This is a genomic window from Thermostichus sp. OS-CIW-33 (genome assembly GCF_054059615.1).
Genome location: NZ_JBSSCH010000002.1, coordinates 1 through 17179, shown reverse-complemented (window position 1 = coordinate 17179; position 17179 = coordinate 1). Strand labels below are relative to the sequence as shown.

Sequence of the window (17179 nt, the reverse complement as noted above, 5' to 3'; positions counted from 1 at the left end):
GACTAGCCGCGAATGGAGAGGCGGGATCCCTGGGGAGAGGGTTGTACCTCAATGCGGCGGGGGAAAGCATCCTGCAGGCTGGGGATGTGGGTAATCACCAAGATGCAGGCAAAGTCCGGGGCGATGGCGTTGATGGCAGCCAGCAGTTGGGCGCGCCCGGTGGCATCCTGGGATCCAAACCCCTCGTCGATGATTAAGGTTTGCAGGTCGGATCCCGAGCGCTGGGTGAGCAGGCGGGACAAGGCCAGGCGAATGGCGAAGTTGATGCGGAAGGCTTCTCCACCGGAGTAAGTCTCGTAGGGGCGGGTGCCGTGGGGATCGGCAATGAGAATGTCGAGGGTGTCATAGGGACTCCGTCCCGCTACGGAGGACAGCTTGGCCGGTGAGCAATAGCGTCGCCCGGAGCGCTGGGTAACCAATTGCAGGTGCAGGCGGTGTTGGGTAAGGCGGGCCAGGATCTGGTTGGCCTGGGCTTCCAGCTCGGGCAGGACATTTTCGACGATCAGGGCGGGGATGCCGTTGCGGCCGTAGGCATTGGCCAGCTCTTGGTACACCTGCTGCTGGCGGCGGGCCTGTTGCAGTTGCTGTTCCAGCTCGGCCTGTTCCGCCTGCTGTTGAACCGCCTGTTGTAGCCGTTGTTGGGCGGCCCCTATCTGAGATAGCACCTCATCCAGCCGCCGGCGGTGCTCCCGCAGGGTTTGGCGGATCCCTTCCAGCTGAGCAGGCAAAACCTCGGGATGCTCCGCCAGTTGTTGCTGAAGCCGTTCCAACTCTTGGGTGGCCTGGGCAAAGTGCTGGCGGCTTTCCTGTAGGCGTTGGGATAAGGCTTGGGTGCGGGCTGCCACCTCCGGCAGTTCCTGGCGGGCCACCTGTAGGGCTTGCAGGCGCACCGGCCAGAGTTGCGCTTGGGCCAGTTCGGCTTTCACCTGCTGGTGCAGGGATCCATCGTAGCCCAGGTGGTTTAACGCCTGTTCCACCTGAGCCAACCGCTCCGCCAGGGGAGAATCCGATCCCACTGGCGGGACGGAGTCCTTGGATCCCACCTGTTGCAGGGTTTCCAGTTGTGCCTGTAGGGAGGCGATTTGCTCCCATAGGTGAGAGCGGCGCTCCTGGGCCTTGCGGAGTTCCTGAGAGCGGCCCAGTGCCCAGCGCCAGCGCTCCAGTTCTCCTCGTTGTAAGGCGTGCTCGCGCTCGTCATAGCCCAGTTGTTGCAGGGCCTGCTGGATCTGCTGGAGCTGTTGCCGAGCTTCTTGAGCGTAAGCTTCCCGGTCGAGGATTTCCCTCAACTCTGCCGCTTCTGCTTGCCAGAGCTGGATTTGCCGGCGGCGTTCCTGCTCGGCTTCCCACTGCTGTTGCAATCGCCCTTGCAGATGCAGGCGCTCATCCCAGGTGGCCAGTTCTTGGCTGAGACGGCGGTATTCTGCTTGCAAGAGTTCAATCTCCCGGTCGGCCACCGCCAGTTGTTCGCGGATAACAAACAGTTGGCCGGCAATTTCTTCTTGACGCTCGCGGTGTTTTTTCAGCACCACATCCCGCAGGCGCAGGCTGAGGGGACGGCTACAGAGGGGGCAAGTCCAGTGGCGACGGCGCTGCGGAGCCATAAGGCTGGATCCCTGCGGCTCTGGTGTTGGCGTTGCGGGGGATGACTCGGCAGGTTGACCGGCGGAAGATAGGGCCAGGGATCCCTTCTCTTGTTCGGCTGTCTCCTCGACAAGGGCTGTCACTCTTGCCAAAGTGGGGGTGACCTGATCTCGTTCGCTGCGCGGAGCACTTTGAGCGGAAAACACCTCTTGACCTTCCTCCCAGGTGGTCACCAACAGGCGGCAGCGTTCTTCCTCCTGTTGCCACTGTTGCTGGAGAACCCGCTGGCGTTCCTGGAGCTTTTGCACGAACAGCCGTCGTTCTTGGACTTTTTCCAACACCCGCTGCTGGTAGAGACGCCGTCGCTCCAGCTCTGCCAAGGCGGCCTCTCCTTCGGCAATTTTCTGCTCCAGTTGCTGCTGCTGTTGGGCTAGAGTTTCCTGGCTTTGCAGTTGCTGGCTGAGAAGCTGGAGGCGGGCTTGCAGACGTTCCCGCTCGCGGCGGATTTGCTCTTGCCAATGCTGTTGCTGCTGGAGAAGGACGGCGGTTTGCGCTTGGGCTTGGTTCAGGGCCTGGAGACGCTCTTGAGCTTGCTGGTAGTGGCGCAGGCCGGTTTCGATGCGTTCCTGTTCTGCCAGCAATTGGGCATCGGCTTGGGCCTGGGCTTGGCAGGTGGCCAACTCCTGTTGCAGCCGTTGCATCTTGCGCAGTTGCTGCTGTTGCTGCTCGGCTTGCTGGGCCTGGAGCTTTTGGTGTTCTTGGAGCAGGTGTTGCTGCTGCTCGAAGAGATGGTGGAGATGGCGATCTTGGGTCATCAGGGCTTGGTAGCGTTCGTAGCCCGCCAGGATCTCCTCACTCTGGGCAATCAGCTCTTCCAACTGGAGCAGGTGCTGTCGCTGGGCACGCCACTGTTGCTCGGTGTGCTGCAGGTTGGCGCCGAGCTTCCGTAAGTGTTGGGTGAGGTGGTGATGGCGCTCCTGCAAGGTGCAGCGATGTTCGTAGAGGCGCTCTAGGGCTTGCAATTCCTGCTGTTGCTGGGCTAGGAGTTGCTGCAGATGGGTTTGCTGTTGTTGGAGTTGCTCCAGTTCGGCTTGAATTTGGCCAAGGTGGGCCTGTTGTTGGTCAAGCTGCTGCAGGCGCTCTTGGAGCAGATCGGCTTTGAGTTTGGCGCTGCGTGCCCGTTCCCGACAGCGCTCGGCCAGCAGATCGTACTGCCCCAGCTTGAGCATGTCGGCCAAAATTTGCTTGCGCTCGCCAGGACGCTTCAGGGTGAAGGCATCCGCTTGTCCTTGTCGCAGATAGGCAGAGTGAATAAAGGTCTCGTAGTCGAGGCTGAGCTGACTTTGAATGGCCCGTTGGGTGGCGCGCATGCCGCGGCGGGTTAGGCTGCGCCAGCGAGGTTGGCCGTCGGTTTCTCCGGTTTGAATTTGCCACTCCAGGGATCCCTCGCCCGATAGATGACGGCTGCGCAGGATGCGGTAGGTTTGTCCTCGGGAGCGGTAGATCACCTCTACCCAGGCTTCGCTGGCCCCCTTGCGGATGAGATCGCTGTCATTGCTAGCCCGGCTTTGCCCCCAAAGGCCCCAGGTGAGGGCATCGAGCAGGGCGGACTTGCCTGCCCCATTGGGGCCACAAATGCAGGCAGTATGGATCCCACGCAGATCCAAAACGGCATGAGCATAACAGAGAAAATTGTGCAAGGTTAGGCGAACCGGGATCACGGAAAACTCTGAGGGGCTCTGGTTGCTGGAAAAAATGAGGTTGAGCCATTTGATCCAGAGTATCGCGTCAGCGGTGGGGAGCAACAATGAGGAGTGAGAAGTGAGGAGAGAGGAGTGAGGATACTCCCTTCTCACTACTCTCCGTTCTTTTCTCTTTTCTCTCTTGTCTCTCTTGAGAGGGGATCCGATTGCATTAGCCGCTGACACAGTTGGGCAATCTGGGTGGGGCTAGCCTCATCCAGCCAGCGGTGAAAGGCTTGGGATTCCTGAAGGCGGCCCATCAGCAGCGTGGGGATCTGCTCCGGGCCGTCCAGTTCCGCCAGCCATTGCCGGGGAAAGCCAGTTACTGCAGCCAGATCCTCGGGATCCCGTCGGCCTGCTTGCCACAGCGCTTGCAGTTGGGCAATCTGCTGGGGGATCTGCTCCCAGCGGTGGCCAGAAGCAGTCAGGATCAGCGTTTGCGGCTGTGCCTGTTGCAGCAGTTGGGCCAAGTCCGCCGGTAGCCAGGGCCAGCGGGCCAGCACCAGCTTTGCCCCTTTTGGTGGTGGAACAAGGTTCTCGGCCTCCTGCCCGTCGTAACAGATGGCCCCTTTCAGCGAATCCGGCAGGGGTTTCTGCCGAAAATCTTGGATCTCTATGGGGGGAGCAGAAAGGGTGGGTGCCTGCCACTCTCCCGAAGGGCGCACTGCCAGCACCTTGCCCTGCCAAGGCTGTTTGCCCCGGTCATCCGCTTCCAACTGGAGGGCGATGTCCAAAGCCTGGCATTTTTGCCAGCGCTCCAGCTCTTCTCCGGCTTGCCAAAACCACAGGGTACGGGATCCCAGCTCAAACTTCAGGTGGCGACCATTCTGAGAAATCCCCAACTTAACGCTGCCGCAGCGAACATTCATCAGGGCTACGACGGGGTTGGGGTTGCCGTGCCCAAAGGGCTGCAGAAGCTGCACCTGCCGATACACCTCATCCAGCTCTGCCACCCCGTCCCGGCCCTGAGAGGCCAGAAGCTCCCAATCGATGACGATCTCCACTGCTAAGGTGCGAGCCTGGTGATCTGGGCTGACCCGCGCGGCCAGCTCCCGCCGCAAAGCCAGTTGTACGGCGGCCAGGCAAGAGAGATCCACTTGGATCCCGGCTGCCATAGGGTGTCCACCTCCCCCCAGCAACAGGGGGCGCACAGCCTCGATGGCCTCCACCAGGTTCACCCCCGGCAGGGAACGGCCCGACCCATAGCCCCGTCCCGCTGCTTCGTCTTTGGCGATCAACACCGTTGGGCAGTGGTACTGCTCCACCAAGCGCGCCGCCGCGATCCCCAGAACCCCTGGGTTCCAGCCGGCTTCGGCCAAAACAATGGCTCCTTCTCGGGCCAGATCCATGCTCTCCACCTGTTGGCTGGCCTCTTGGATCACCTGCTGGGTGAGGTGCTTACGCTCCTCATTGAGGGCAACAAAGTGCTGCACTAAGGCCTGGGCACGCTCTGGATCAGGGGTGGTCAGCAGCTCCACCGCCAGGCTGGCATCTTCCAGACGGCCAATTGCATTCAGCTTGGGAGCAAGGCGAAAGCCAACATCTTGGGCTGTTGGCAGCACGGATCCCTTGGGTTGGGCCTGATCCAACAAGGCCCGCAGCCCCAGCCGCTGGGTATTGGCCAGCACCGGCAGGCCCCGCTGCACCAAGTAGCGGCACTCCCGCTGCAACACCGCCACATCGGCCACAATTCCCACCGCCACCAAATCCAGGTGCTGCTCGACACCAGGGATCCCTAGGGCTTGGTAGAGCGCCTCCGCCAACTTGTAGGCCACTCCCACCCCCGGCAAGAAGCGCAGCGGATGTTCAGCCGGCAATCGCAAGGGGTTGACCACCGCATAGGCAGCGGGCAAGGGATCCGGCAGCATGTGGTGATCCGTCACGATCACGTCCACCCCCTGGACTTGGGCCATGGCAATTTCGGCAGCATTGCCCACCCCGCAATCCACCGTCAGGATCACTTGGCAGCCCTGGGCCAGCACCTGCTGTAGCCGTTGAGGATTGAGCCCGTGCCCCTCGGTGCTGCGCAGCGGTATGGAGAACTGGACTCGGAAGCCCAAGGGTTGTAACGCCGAGAGCAGGAGACTGGTACTGGTGACACCATCGCAGTCAAAGTCCCCCCAAATGCACAGGGTCTCTTCCCTTTCCCGTGCCTGCAGCAGCCGCGCCACCGCCCGCTCCAGATCCGGCAGGGATGCTGGTGGTGTGGGGGAATAGTGTTCGGGATCCGCGAAGGCCCGCGCTTGCTCCCAAGTGTGCAGACCCCGCAGGGCCATCACCTTGGCCGCATACTTGCCGTATTCCCGGCTCAGCTCCAGATTGAACTGGGGGGGAGTGGGCAGCAGCTCCCAGCGGTGCGGAGTATCTTCGCGCCAGCCGTAATCCATGCAAGCTAGGCCGACCCCTTGGCCGACAAGAGTAGAACTTCTCAGGAGCCTATCAAAAACGGCCCAGGGGGGAAATGGATCCCAGAGGAAAGGGCTGGGGATGATGGGCTACCTTGAACCCTACTGGCAGCAGTGAGAAGCCACACAGCAGGCGGAAGGGTGCTCGTGATTGTGGGTGGCACAGGCTTCGCTGCAGTAGAGTTGACCTTCGTAGCGATAGCCTTGGCTGCTCTCGAAGCTGCAGTTGCAGTGTTCACAGGCGCAACGGACAAGGGTGCTGGCAGACATGATTTTCTCTCCTTCTTTCTCGTTTTTTCCTAGGGATCCTCTTGTCGAAGATCCGCGTCTCTACACCCTAGCGGTTGCTCGGCAACGATGCTGAAACAAGAATCAGAATCATTTTTGGCACTTCACCGATTACAGCCTATGAATTAGGATACAAGTATCCAAGAGAAAAGAGAGATATATACCAACCTATTTGTTAGATTTATCCCAAAGAGTTGTGGCAGCTTATCAGGCAGGCAAGACCTCCACTCGCCAGGTAGCGGAACAGTTCATGGTAACCCAAAGAACACTGCACCACTGGGTGCATCAGTATCAACAAACTCAGGATTTATCCCCCAAGAAAGTCGGCACAAAGCGAGTAGGTATTCTGGAACAACACCGGCAAGAAGTTATGACGGTCATTGAAAGGCGCCTGAACTATTATCCGTGGTAGTATCAAGAACTGCTACGAGAGCAACTGGATACTGATGTGAGTGCTGTTACGATAGACAACTTTTTAAAAAAGCGAGGAATGACGCTAAAAAAGAATTACCGCAGTGTAAAAATCAGAGAAGAGGAGGTGCAAAGGCAACAATTAGCCTAGAGTTAAGAAGTCAAGAATATACCAGTGGAAGATATAGCTATTCTAGACCAGACAAGGGTGTGAGAGGCAATGGAACGGAGGGGTATCTCGGAGTTTACGCAGTCAAAGAGCTTACAGTTACCGTCAGAGATGCAAGGGGAAAAAACATAAGATTATTGAAGCTATTTCCTGGAGAGAGGCAGTAGGCTGTTGTGTTATCAAGGGTGGAATGCGGAAGAGCAATTTTCTGGAGTTTTTGCAAAGTGACTCATGTCCGGAACTGGATGCGCGGAAGGTGGTGATTAGAGTTCGGAAGTGGAGGGTTTGATTCAAGGAACAGGTGCGCGGATCATAGACCTGCCTGTGTATGCACCAGAGTTGAATCCGATTGAGAGGATGTGGTCGGTATTGAAGCCTTTTATCCGGCAGTTTTCCAGAGCCGGGAAGTATGGGATGGAGCAGATAGCAGAGACCTCTTGACTACTCATCAATCCATTCTGCTTCCGAAGTTGGTTTGCTAGGTGTTGCTACTGTGCCCCTTGATTCCTTAACAGGCTGTACTGCTCCATCCCTATGCACGAAGAGGGATGCCGCCGCCCTAATTACTGGGAAGAGACTCCCAGATACTTTGTCCCTCTAATGTCCCTCTAGTAAGAGGTACTGCACCACGAAGCACTCAGTGCCGCCGCAGGCGAACAAGCTGGCGGAGTTCGCAGTTACTGTATCAAGAAGCCGTCATAAAGGGCGGGGCTTGTAACCCAGTTTTCTGGTCAATGTGGCGTTGGCATCTCTTTGTGCTTTATCCTGAGGGGCGATAAGCTAAAGTACAGCAACAACACAGTCCTAAACTGGGAACTTTATTGATGCCTCCGCGCTCCTCTTCCTCCCAGAGTGGCTCTACCCCATTCCCCTTTCTGGAGGGGCGGGGTGCTGCTGACGGTGAGGCTGAGTCGAGCTTGCCGCTGGGACAGCGTTTGCTGCGGGCGGGTCTGATCTCCCAATCCCAGTTGGCTCAGGCTCTGCGAGAGCAACAGCAAAACCACCTCAAGCTGGGAGAAGTGTGTCTCGAGCACGGCTGGCTCACCCCAGCCGCTCTCTACCGCTTCCTGCCCAGCCAGTCTCTTTCTCTGGGAGAGATTTTGGTGGCACTGGGCCACTTGGATTTTGAGCAGTTGCGGGTTGCTCTGGCCCAACAGCGTCGCTACGGGCGGAAATTGGGGGAGATTCTCACCTGGAAAGGCTGGGTACAGCCAGCCATTTTGGATCGCGCCTTGGATGTTCAGGTGCAACTGCAACGGATGGCTTCCCCCAATGCGTGGGAAGCACTGCAGCCTTTTTTGGCTAAGGATCCCGTACCCGAGGTTCAGCCTATCCCCCGAAGATCGACAATTCCTGGCCGAGAAGACCCAGCTCAGGATTGGCCTGCACCCGAAGAGGCCAGGAGAGAGAGTACGGTTCAGCCGCCGAGTCTTGAATCTGCGGCTGGGGGAGATTCCATCCCTGGAACATTAGCCGCGGCAGCCTCGGATCCCTTTGCCGATGAGCCTCAACCGGCCACCTTGGCCGACTACCGCAAGCAAGTGGAAGCCTTGCAGCTACAAATCGAGCTCCAGGAACAGGAATGGGATCGGATCCTGGCCAACATGAACCAGCAGATTGCCGATTTTCAAAACCAGTATCAGCAGCGCATTCAAAAACTGGAAGCCACCATCCGTCTCCAACAAGCAGAGCTCCAGCACCAGGCTACGCTGCAGCAGGATTTGCGGGTTTGGCGGGAACAACTGCAACGTCTAGAAACGGAGCTGGCTCTTGCCCGCGCTGCCGAGCAGAAGGCGCAGCGGCAGTTGCAAACCCAGCGAGATTGCTATCAGTCGGAACTGGAGCAGTTGCAAGAGCAAATCCAGATTCTGCAGAAACGCCAGTTGGACTCGGTGCCCAGCAGCGTTGTGGCTGACCTACGCGCCCAATTGGAGGCAGCGCTTCATCAAATCCAGCAGCTCCGATCGGAGCGGGATCAGCTGCAGGCCCAACTTGCCCAGCAAGCTGCAGAGTCAGAGGCTGCTCTATCCCGGCATCTGGATTCCTTCTGGCCAGAGCAGGTTGCCGCCTTGGAGCAACAGATTGCGGAGCTGAGGGCCTCTTTGCAGATGTGGCAAGAGCGCTACGCCCAGCTACAGCAAGAGCACGAGGCCCAAATGGCGCGGCTTTCCGGCTATGTTCCCCCAGAGCAGGTGGAAAGCTTACAGGCGCAGCTACAACAACTGCAAGCGGAAATAGCACAGCTGATGGCAGCCAACCGTGACTACGAAGCGCACCTTGCTCAACTGGAGGAGCAACTACAGCAGAGCCAAGCCCTGATCCTTCAGCTCAGGACAGAACAGGCCGAAGCCGACCAGCGCATTGTCCAACTGGAGGGATCCCTGCAAGCCCGCCAAGAAGCCTTGGAGCAAGCTCAACAACAACTGAAAACGATGGGATCCCGCCTCAGCGCCCTTCAACAGCAGCAGGCCAACTTGACGGTGGAACTGCGAGATGCGCGAGAGCTGCTGGCGGCCTACCGACAGAGCTTGGAGACTTTACAGGAGAACCTCAAGATTGAGCAGAATCGCAACCGTCTGCTGCAGGTGAGTTACGAACAGCAAAAGCTGATCGCCGAGGCAGCGCAGGCTCAGTTGAGAGCAGCCAACTTCTCTGGTTCAACCGCCAAAGATGAGCCAGCACGTTCGCGTGAGCGAAACACAGTCCTTACGAGGAGACTGGAGGAACCTGCGACCGATGCCGGGGAGCTTCCCGCCAATCCTGAGGACACGCCGACGGATCCTTTGCTGGCGGAACTCACCCCCTGGGCCAGGCATCTGTTCCAAAACTTGCAGGCAGCGGGCTTGCTGGATCGGCCCCAGATCCAAGACATCCTCAGCCGCTGGCAACAATCAGGGGGCAAGCTGACTGCGGTCATCGGCGAGTGTACCGGCCTGAAGGCAACCACGATCAAGTTCTTTGCGGATGGGGGGTATTCTGCCCGTTTGTCGGGGTGCCGCACGGTGGGAGAGTTCCTCAAGGCTGCCGACTTGTTGGCTGCTGAAGTGCTGGAGTCCTTGCCGCCGATGGATGAATCTTCGCCCCACTGGGGGGATCCCTTGGTGGAGCGGGGGTTATTGCGACCGGAGACGCTGCAGTATTTTCGCAAACATTTCCTGCCAGCTTCTGCCAGCGGATGCTGAGATATGCCAGAACTCCGTCCGAGCGCCGAGACCGTCAAGCGGATGAAGGTCTTGCCTCCACAGCACATTGTCGGGCAGGAGATGGCGGCACGACTGCTTGTGGCGGCCCTGGAGAAGGGGCGGGTGACTTCCAGCTACTGCTTCTTGGGCCCCCAAGGGGTGGGGCGGAAGCTGATGGCCCGTTGGTTTGCCCAGGCCCTCTTGTGCGAATCCAGCTCCGGGATCCCTTGCGGCAAGTGCTCCCACTGCCGTTGGCTGCTGGCGGGCAACCATCCCAATCTCCACTGGGTCAGCCCCACCTACCTGCACCAAGGCCGCCTAATTGCGGCAGACTCCCCGGAGGCGCAAACCTTGCAACGGCGCTCGCCGCCCCAAATTCGCCTGGAGCAGGTGCAGGGGGTATCCCGCTTCTGTGCCCGCAAGCCGATTCGAGCCCAGCGAAAGGGCTCCGCCCCGCTAAAGGACTCCGTCCCGCTTACGCGAACGGGAGCGGTGGTGGTGCTGGAGGGAGCCGAAACCTTGGCGGAAAGCGCTGCCAATGCTTTGTTGAAAACCCTGGAGGAGCCAGGCCCAGCCCATATTATACTCATCGCCCCCCAGGCGGCCTCGCTGTTGCCGACGCTGTTGTCCCGCTGCCAAATGGTGCCTTTTCGCCGCCTCAGCCCAGAAGAGGTCGACCGGGTGCTGAGTGGGTTGGGTTGCCCAGATCTGGCAGGGATCCCTCGATCCGAGCTGATTGCCTTGGCCCAGGGCAGCCCCGGCTTGGCCTTGCTGGCCCACCAGCACCTGCAGCAGATCCCGCCGTCGCTCCTTGAGGAACTCAAACGTTGGCCCTGGCACTCTTCTCTCCAGCAGGCATTGGAATTGGGCAGAGCGGTGGCCAGTTTGGAGCTGCCGGCACAACTGTGGCTGATCGATTATTTGCAGCAGCATTTTTGGGCGCAGGGATCCCGTCAGCCGTTTGCGCCAGGGGTGCAGAGCGCCATCCGGCAGTTGGAACGCATTCGCCAACACCTGTTGCAACTGGTGCAGCCCCGTCTCTGTTGGGAGGTCAACCTTGCCAGCATTAGCCCGGGTGGGTGATGTGGTAGCTGCCGTCGGCTTGTACCCAGGCGATCTCCGGGATCCGACATTGGCGGGCATAGGCTTCGATCTCTTCAGGGGCCCGATCCAGCAATTCCAGCTCCACCGCCTCCGATTCTCGCCAGCGGGCGGCCAAGGCCAGCGCCGCCGGGATCCCTGCCGGCACCAGGGGCACCACCAACCGTTTGCAGCCCATCTCCTCGGTTTGGGGATCGGGGGGCAAGAGCCGCAGCAGCGTATCCGGCAGAAGGGTAAAGCCAATCCCCGGCTGCGAGGATTCCGTGCCGCCGCCAGCGCGACTGGCCTGCTGAGGGCTGTAGAGGGCGTACAGCCGGTCGTAGCGCCCCCCCAGAGCAATGACCTCCCCGCTCGCCACCGCCTGAAAAACGATACCGGTGTAGTAGGCCAGGGTTTGCAACAAGCTCAGATCCAGCACCACCCGCACCCCATGTTCCTCCAGCACCTGGCAGAGCTGCCGCAGATCCCGCAGCCGCTCAGGCGGCACAGGCAACTGAGCCAGGTCAGAAAGAACTGAGCCGGGCTGGCCCCGCAGCCCCAGAATCTGCAAGCCAATCTGGCGGGCGGCTTCCGGCAGAGGGGCCGATTCCAGGTAAACGTAGTCGAGCTGGGCAATGGCACGGCGCACTGCCGCTTGAGCCGTGGGGGCAACGGCGCTGAGCAAACTCTCGGTGAGGCTGACATCTCCCAGCAGCAGCGTCCAGGCGGCCTCCGTCCCGTTTACACAAGAAGAGATGCCGATCGAGCGAATGCAATCGGCCAGCAGCAGCAGAATCTCGGCATCTGCCAGCCATCCCCCTGCCCCGATCAGCTCCACTCCGGACTGAAAAAACTCCTGGCTACTGTAGGATCCCTCCTCCCGCCGGCTGTTGCGAAAAACGCTGCCGTGGTAGTAGAGCCGCAACGGCAAAGGCCCACCGGCTAGACGGGTGGCTGCCGCCCGCACAATGGAAGCAGTGAACTCGGGGCGCAGCCCCAGCATCGTCCCTTCGCCATCCCGCAGTTGCAGCACCGACTCAGCGCGGATGGATCCCCCCGCCAGCAGCGTTTCCAGCCGCTCTAGGGTGGGAGTGATGATGCGCTGGTAGCCATGGCGCCGGAAAACCCGGGTCAGCTGAGCCTCCAGCTTCTCCCGCCGTTGTACTTCCCGCGGCAGGAGATCCCGGGCACCGCTGGGGGGGCGCAGACTGCTGGAGACGGTGGAACTGGCCTCAGGGCGGGGATCCCAAAAGTGCTCCGCACCGCTACCGCGAGAGTGCTCCGCACCGCTACCGCGAGAGTGCTCCGCACCGCTACCGCGAGAGTGCTCCGCACCGCTACCGCGACCGTACACAGGGCTGCTCCAGCAGAGGATCCTGCTGCATCATACCGGATGTTGGAGGTCAGCTGGGATCCCGGGGAAACTCAGGCCACTCCCAGATGGGATCCGTGGAGCGCACTCGGTGCATTCCTGCTTCCGCAAAGCGGGCGAAGGCGGCCTCCGCCTGTTCGCTGAAATCCACAACGCCGGGAATCACCACCGGCGAGGTGCAGTCCTCCAGAAGGTAGACTTTCTTGGCCAAGCTGGGATCCGTGGCCTGGATCTCTTGCAGCAGGTCGCTCACCGTCCAGGCCACGCAGTGGCTTTTGGCTTGGCCAGCCACGATCAGGGCGTCAAACTGCAGCAGGTGGTGGATGAGGAGCTCATTTTTCTCGTCGATGGGATCCCCTTCCGGCCCGGTCAAAACCTCCGGGCTAAGCACGGAATAATTTTCCGTCAAGGGATTGGCTCCCTTGAGCTGCAGGCTGGGCTGGCTAAGGCGGGCCATGCCGTGAAAGAAAATCGCCTCCTCCACCGCCGGCACCAAGGCATGGCCGATCCCCCCCAGCATGGAGTGGTAGGGCCAGACGATGAGGGGATATTTCCCCCCCTGCTCCAATTGCTCGGCGTAGTGCAGAGCGTAGACCTGCAACCGGGTTAGATCCCCTTGGGTCAGGCTGGCGGCTACAGCCGGGTTCACCCGCCACCGCCCGCAGCGGATATCGGCTGCCGAAATGGCCGTGGCCGGCTCAGGATGGGCTCCCTGCGCGTCCACCCAAAAGACGGGGTGGAAGATCTGCATGGCCGTGTGGGTGTCGAGAGTGGCAATGATCTGGGTGAGGCAGGCCAAATTGCGGTAGATGAACTGACAAAGCCGTCGATTGTCTTCCACCGCTCCCAATCCGCCGGAACCGGCCACAAACAACTCAAAGCCGGGAATGCAAAAGGTGTTCTGCACATCAATGAGCAGCAAGCCCACCCGCACCCGATCCGCCTCTGCCGGCGGGATCCCTTGCTCCTTGGCCCAGAGCTCGGCTTCTGCTGCCCGCTGTTGGTAGGGCACGCGCCAAATCTCTCCCACCCGCTCCGGATCAAAGTGGGGGGGAAGGCCCGCTGGAGCCGCAACCGTTAGCTCCTGTAGAGTGGCATTCATGGCGTTCTCCCGGTGGGGGCTGGATTGACCAGGCTTGCACAAGCTTGATCTAAGGTTAAAGGAAGTCGGGCTGGTACTTATGGTTGGTTTCACTATAAGTTGGGGAAGAGGTTTTGTCCAGATGGCCGCCTGTATTTCTGGCTGAGTTTGGGTTTGGTGTCTTGTCGAGGCCGATTTTTAGGGTTTTTTGGGGTTGTGATGCTTCTGGTGGATCCCTACAAGCAGCCTTACTTATGGTAAGTTTCACTATAACCTTCGCAACAGCCCTCTGCTCGATCCCGCCGTTCCCCATTGGCTTCTGCCCCGAGGTTTTTCATGTTGAGCCCTGATTTCTCGTCGTTGCAGCCCCAAGACTATGGCTTGCTAACCGATCTGTACCAGTTCACCATGGCCGCTTGCTACGTGGGGGAAGGGCTAGAGGCTCAGCCCGCTGCCTTTGAGCTGTTCGTGCGGCGGCTGCCCACCGACTATGGCTACCTAATCGCCATGGGGCTCACCCAGGCAGTGGACTATCTGCAGCAACTGAGCTTCGCCCCCGAGGCTTTGCGAGCGCTGCGGGAAACGGGCATTTTCGCCGATGCGCCGGAGCGCTTTTGGGAGCTGCTGGCCCGCTGCCGGTTTGAGGGGGATGTGTGGGCGGTGCCGGAAGGAACCGCCATTTTCGCCAACCAGCCCCTGTTGCGGGTGGAAGCCCCCCTCTGGCAAGCCCAACTGGTGGAAACTTACTTGCTGTCCACCTTTAACTACCAGACCCTGATCGCCACCAAGGCGGCCCGTATGCGAGATGCAGCAGGGGATGAGGCCATTTTGTTGGAGTTCGGCACCCGGCGAGCTTTTGGTCCCCAGGCGGGGCTGTGGGCAGCCCGGGCGGCTCTGGCGGCAGGGTTCAATGCCACCTCCAACGTCTTGGCAGCCCTGAAATTGGGGCGCAAGCCGGCAGGAACCATGGCCCATTCCCTAGTGATGGCCATTGCTGCTCTCTCGGGAGACGAAACCCGCGCCTTTCAATCCTTTCGGCGCTACTTTCCCCAAGCTGCGCTTCTAATCGATACCTACGATCCCATCCAAGGGGCGCGCACAGCAGCCCAGCTCTTTGCGGCCAGAAGCCCAGATCAACTGGGATCCCAGGGGGAAATCGGCGGGGTGCGCATCGACTCGGGAGATTTGGAAGATCTCTCTCGCCGGGTGAAACAAATTTTGCCTCAAGGAGCCCCGGTGTTCGTCAGTGGGGATTTGGACGAATACGAGATCGAGCGCCTGCATCGCTCCCAAGCCCCCATCAGCGGTTATGGGGTGGGCACCCGCCTGGTAACTGGAGAAGGCGTAAACGGGGTGTACAAATTGGTGGAAATCAACGGGATCCCAGTGGCCAAAGCTTCCTTTGCCAAAGCCACCCTTCCCGGTCGCAAGCAGATCTTTCGCGGCCCTGAAGGAGACTTGTTGGGCCATGCTGACGAGCCCCCGCCTCCTGGCTACGAACCGCTCTTGCGCAAAGTTATGGAAAAAGGGCTGCTGCTGGATCCCTTGCCGGATCTGGAAGCCATTGCCCGCACCAGCCGCGCCTCTGTGCTGTGCCTGCCCCAGGGAGTGCGACAACTGCGCCAGCCGGATCCCTGGCCCACAGCCCTGACTGCCGCTTTGCAACGGTTGAAAGACCACACCCTTGGCCAGGAATGTGCCTCGGCGGGCCCTGCCTGAGGAGAAGGAGTCCCGCTGCACTATAATGTTCTAGCTTCAAGGTCTCCGCTTTGAGGTTTGAGTTTTGCCATTGGACTTGAGCCTCAGGCCATTTTGATTTTTGGTGTTTTCCTAGTCTTTGCCCCCAGCTCTATGACCCAACGTGCCCTAATTACCGGCATCACCGGACAGGATGGCTCCTATCTGGCCGAGCTGTTGTTGAAGAAAAACTACGAAGTTCACGGCATCATCCGCCGCGCCAGCACCTTCAACACCGACCGCATCGACCACATCTACGTGGATGCCCATGACCCCCAGGCTAGGCTATTCCTTCACTACGGGGATCTCACGGATGGCACCACCCTGCGCAGGATCCTGGAACAGGTGCAGCCGACGGAAGTGTACAACCTGGGGGCCCAATCCCACGTGCGGGTGAGCTTTGATGCGCCGGAATACACCGTCGATGCAGTGGCCATGGGTACCCTGCGTCTCCTAGAGGCCATCCGCGACTACCAGCAGCGCACCGGGATCCGGGTGAAGTTTTACCAGGCAGGCTCCTCGGAGATGTTCGGCCTGGTGCAAGAGATCCCGCAAAAGGAAACCACCCCCTTCTACCCGCGCAGCCCCTATGCCTGTGCCAAGGTGTACGGCTACTGGCAGACGGTCAACTACCGCGAAGCCTACAACCTCTTCGCCTGCAACGGTATCTTGTTCAACCACGAAAGCCCACGGCGAGGGGAAACCTTTGTAACCCGCAAGATCACCCGCGCCGTCAGCCGCATTGTGGCCGGCAAACAGGACAAGCTCTACCTGGGCAACCTGGATGCCAAGCGGGACTGGGGCTACGCCAAAGACTACGTCGAGGGGATGTGGATGATGCTCCAACAACCCCAGCCGGATGACTATGTGCTGGCTACCGGGGAAACCCACACTGTGCGCGAGTTTGTGGAACGGGCCTTCGCGCTGGTGGGCCTGCCGATTACCTGGAAAGGCTCCGGCCAAGCCGAACAGGGGTTGTACAAAGACCAAGTGTTGATCGAGATCGATCCCCGCTACTACCGCCCAACCGAGGTGGATCTGCTGTTGGGGGATGCTTCAAAAGCCAAGCGAGTCCTAGGATGGGAGCCCAAGGTGAGCTTCCCGCAGTTGGTGGAGCTGATGGTGCTGGCCGACTTGGAAGCCATCGGCCTGGATCCGGATCCCATCTTGGGGGAACGGCGCACCCTCAACGGCCTGCTCAGCGAAGATCGCGCTTTCATCCGCACCCAGCTGGGGGTTCACTACGACTGACAGGGTGAATACAACGGTGGAGAAGGGATCCCAAAAGACAGCCTTGACCCCTTGTCCAAAGCAGGAACTAAACGCTTAATATAGTAGATCGCCGATTCTTTTGGTGCCTCGTCCTCTTGCTCCCCAGCTGACCATCTCTTGCTGACTTTGTTTGCTGATTTCGGAGAAATGCCCCCATGTCCCGCTACACAGGCCCCCGCCTAAAAATTATTCGTCGCTTCGGGGGACTTGATCTGCCCGGCTTGACGCGCAAGCGCCCCAAAAATACCAACCCGCCCGGTATGCATGGCGCCGAGCGCAAGAAAAAATCCGAATATGCCATTCGCTTAGAAGAAAAGCAGAAGGTGCGCTTCAACTACGGGCTGAGCGAGCGGCAGATGATCCGCTACATGCGCAAGGCACGGCGCTCCAAGGGATCCACCGGTTTGGCCTTGCTGCAAATGCTGGAAATGCGGTTGGATTGCATCGTGTTTCGTCTGGGCATGGCTCCAACCATTCCGGCAGCTCGGCAGCTCGTGAGCCACGGCCACATAGAGGTTAACGGCCAAAAGGTAACCATTCCCAGCTATGGCTGCAAAGTGGGGGATGTGATTACAGTAAAAAATAAGGAATCTTCCCGCAAGCTGGTGGCCGCCTACGCGGAGTATCCGGGGTTGTTTTTGCCGGACTACCTGGAGTTTGACAAAGAAAAGCTGCGCGGACGCATCAAGGAATTGCCCCCCCGCGAGCAAATTTGCGCCCCGGTCAACGAGCTTTTGGTGGTTGAGTTCTATTCCCGCAAGCTCTAGGTTGTGTTGATCTTTCATTTGAGCCAAAAGAGAGCACTGACGAGATAGAGAAAACTCAAGAAGTTCCTGGCCAATTTGTCAAAACGAGAAAA

Annotated in this window: 10 protein-coding genes and 2 pseudogenes; 6 read left to right on the top strand and 6 right to left on the bottom strand. The window is 59.6% G+C overall.

All coding sequences use genetic code 11. From position 1 onward, the window contains the following. Positions 1-2: 2 nt before the first annotated feature. The 3 genes from ACVWZG_RS01505 to ACVWZG_RS01495 all read right to left on the bottom strand — a co-directional run bounded on the left by ACVWZG_RS01505 (position 3) and on the right by ACVWZG_RS01495 (position 5998). Positions 3-3302 (bottom strand): AAA family ATPase, encoded by a 3300-nt coding sequence (locus tag ACVWZG_RS01505; protein WP_457406888.1) that lies wholly within the window; start codon positions 3300-3302, stop codon positions 3-5. A gap of 134 nt (positions 3303-3436) precedes the next feature. Next, positions 3437-5710, bottom strand: coding sequence for a single-stranded-DNA-specific exonuclease RecJ (gene recJ, locus ACVWZG_RS01500; protein WP_457406890.1), 2274 nt, complete (start codon positions 5708-5710; stop codon positions 3437-3439). A gap of 120 nt (positions 5711-5830) precedes the next feature. Beyond that, positions 5831-5998 (bottom strand): hypothetical protein, encoded by a 168-nt coding sequence (locus ACVWZG_RS01495; RefSeq protein WP_083757636.1) that lies wholly within the window; start codon positions 5996-5998, stop codon positions 5831-5833. 178 nt (positions 5999-6176) lie between these two features. Here ACVWZG_RS01495 and ACVWZG_RS01490 point away from each other — a divergent pair. The 3 genes and pseudogenes from ACVWZG_RS01490 (at position 6177) to ACVWZG_RS01480 (ending at position 10861) form a co-directional block, all read left to right on the top strand. Next, positions 6177-7100: pseudogene (locus tag ACVWZG_RS01490) on the top strand (IS630 family transposase). Between the two features lie 320 nt (positions 7101-7420). Beyond that, entirely contained in the window at positions 7421-9778 is a 2358-nt protein-coding gene (locus tag ACVWZG_RS01485; protein WP_457406893.1) for a hypothetical protein, read from the top strand. A 3-nt stretch (positions 9779-9781) separates the two neighbouring features. Beyond that, entirely contained in the window at positions 9782-10861 is a 1080-nt protein-coding gene (locus ACVWZG_RS01480; protein ID WP_457406896.1) for a DNA polymerase III subunit delta', read from the top strand. On the opposite strand, the gene ACVWZG_RS01475 is transcribed toward ACVWZG_RS01480, so the two are convergent. Both ACVWZG_RS01475 and ACVWZG_RS01470 read right to left on the bottom strand, forming a co-directional pair. Next, the gene (locus ACVWZG_RS01475) at positions 10845-12212 is read right to left on the bottom strand and encodes an ATP phosphoribosyltransferase regulatory subunit (RefSeq protein ID WP_457406898.1); all 1368 of its coding nucleotides are present in this window, start codon (positions 12210-12212) and stop codon (positions 10845-10847) included. The genes ACVWZG_RS01480 and ACVWZG_RS01475 overlap by 17 nt on opposite strands. A 49-nt stretch (positions 12213-12261) precedes the next feature. Then, positions 12262-13332, bottom strand: a complete 1071-nt coding sequence (locus ACVWZG_RS01470) for an isochorismatase (RefSeq protein ID WP_457406901.1) — start codon at positions 13330-13332, stop codon at positions 12262-12264. 315 nt (positions 13333-13647) lie between these two features. On the opposite strand from ACVWZG_RS01470, the gene ACVWZG_RS01465 reads away from it, so the two are divergent. The 3 genes from ACVWZG_RS01465 (at position 13648) to rpsD (ending at position 17087) form a co-directional block, all read left to right on the top strand. Further along, positions 13648-15030, top strand: a complete 1383-nt coding sequence (locus ACVWZG_RS01465; protein ID WP_457388620.1) for a nicotinate phosphoribosyltransferase — start codon at positions 13648-13650, stop codon at positions 15028-15030. A gap of 132 nt (positions 15031-15162) precedes the next feature. Continuing rightward, entirely contained in the window at positions 15163-16299 is a 1137-nt protein-coding gene (gmd, locus tag ACVWZG_RS01460) for a GDP-mannose 4,6-dehydratase (protein WP_011432725.1), read from the top strand. A 176-nt stretch (positions 16300-16475) separates the two neighbouring features. Next, positions 16476-17087, top strand: a complete 612-nt coding sequence (gene rpsD / locus ACVWZG_RS01455; protein ID WP_011432724.1) for a 30S ribosomal protein S4 — start codon at positions 16476-16478, stop codon at positions 17085-17087. Positions 17088-17101: 14 nt separating this feature from the next. On the opposite strand, the pseudogene ACVWZG_RS01450 reads toward rpsD, so the two are convergent. Continuing rightward, positions 17102-17179, bottom strand: a pseudogene (locus tag ACVWZG_RS01450) (IS5-like element ISSoc13 family transposase); the annotation flags it as partial.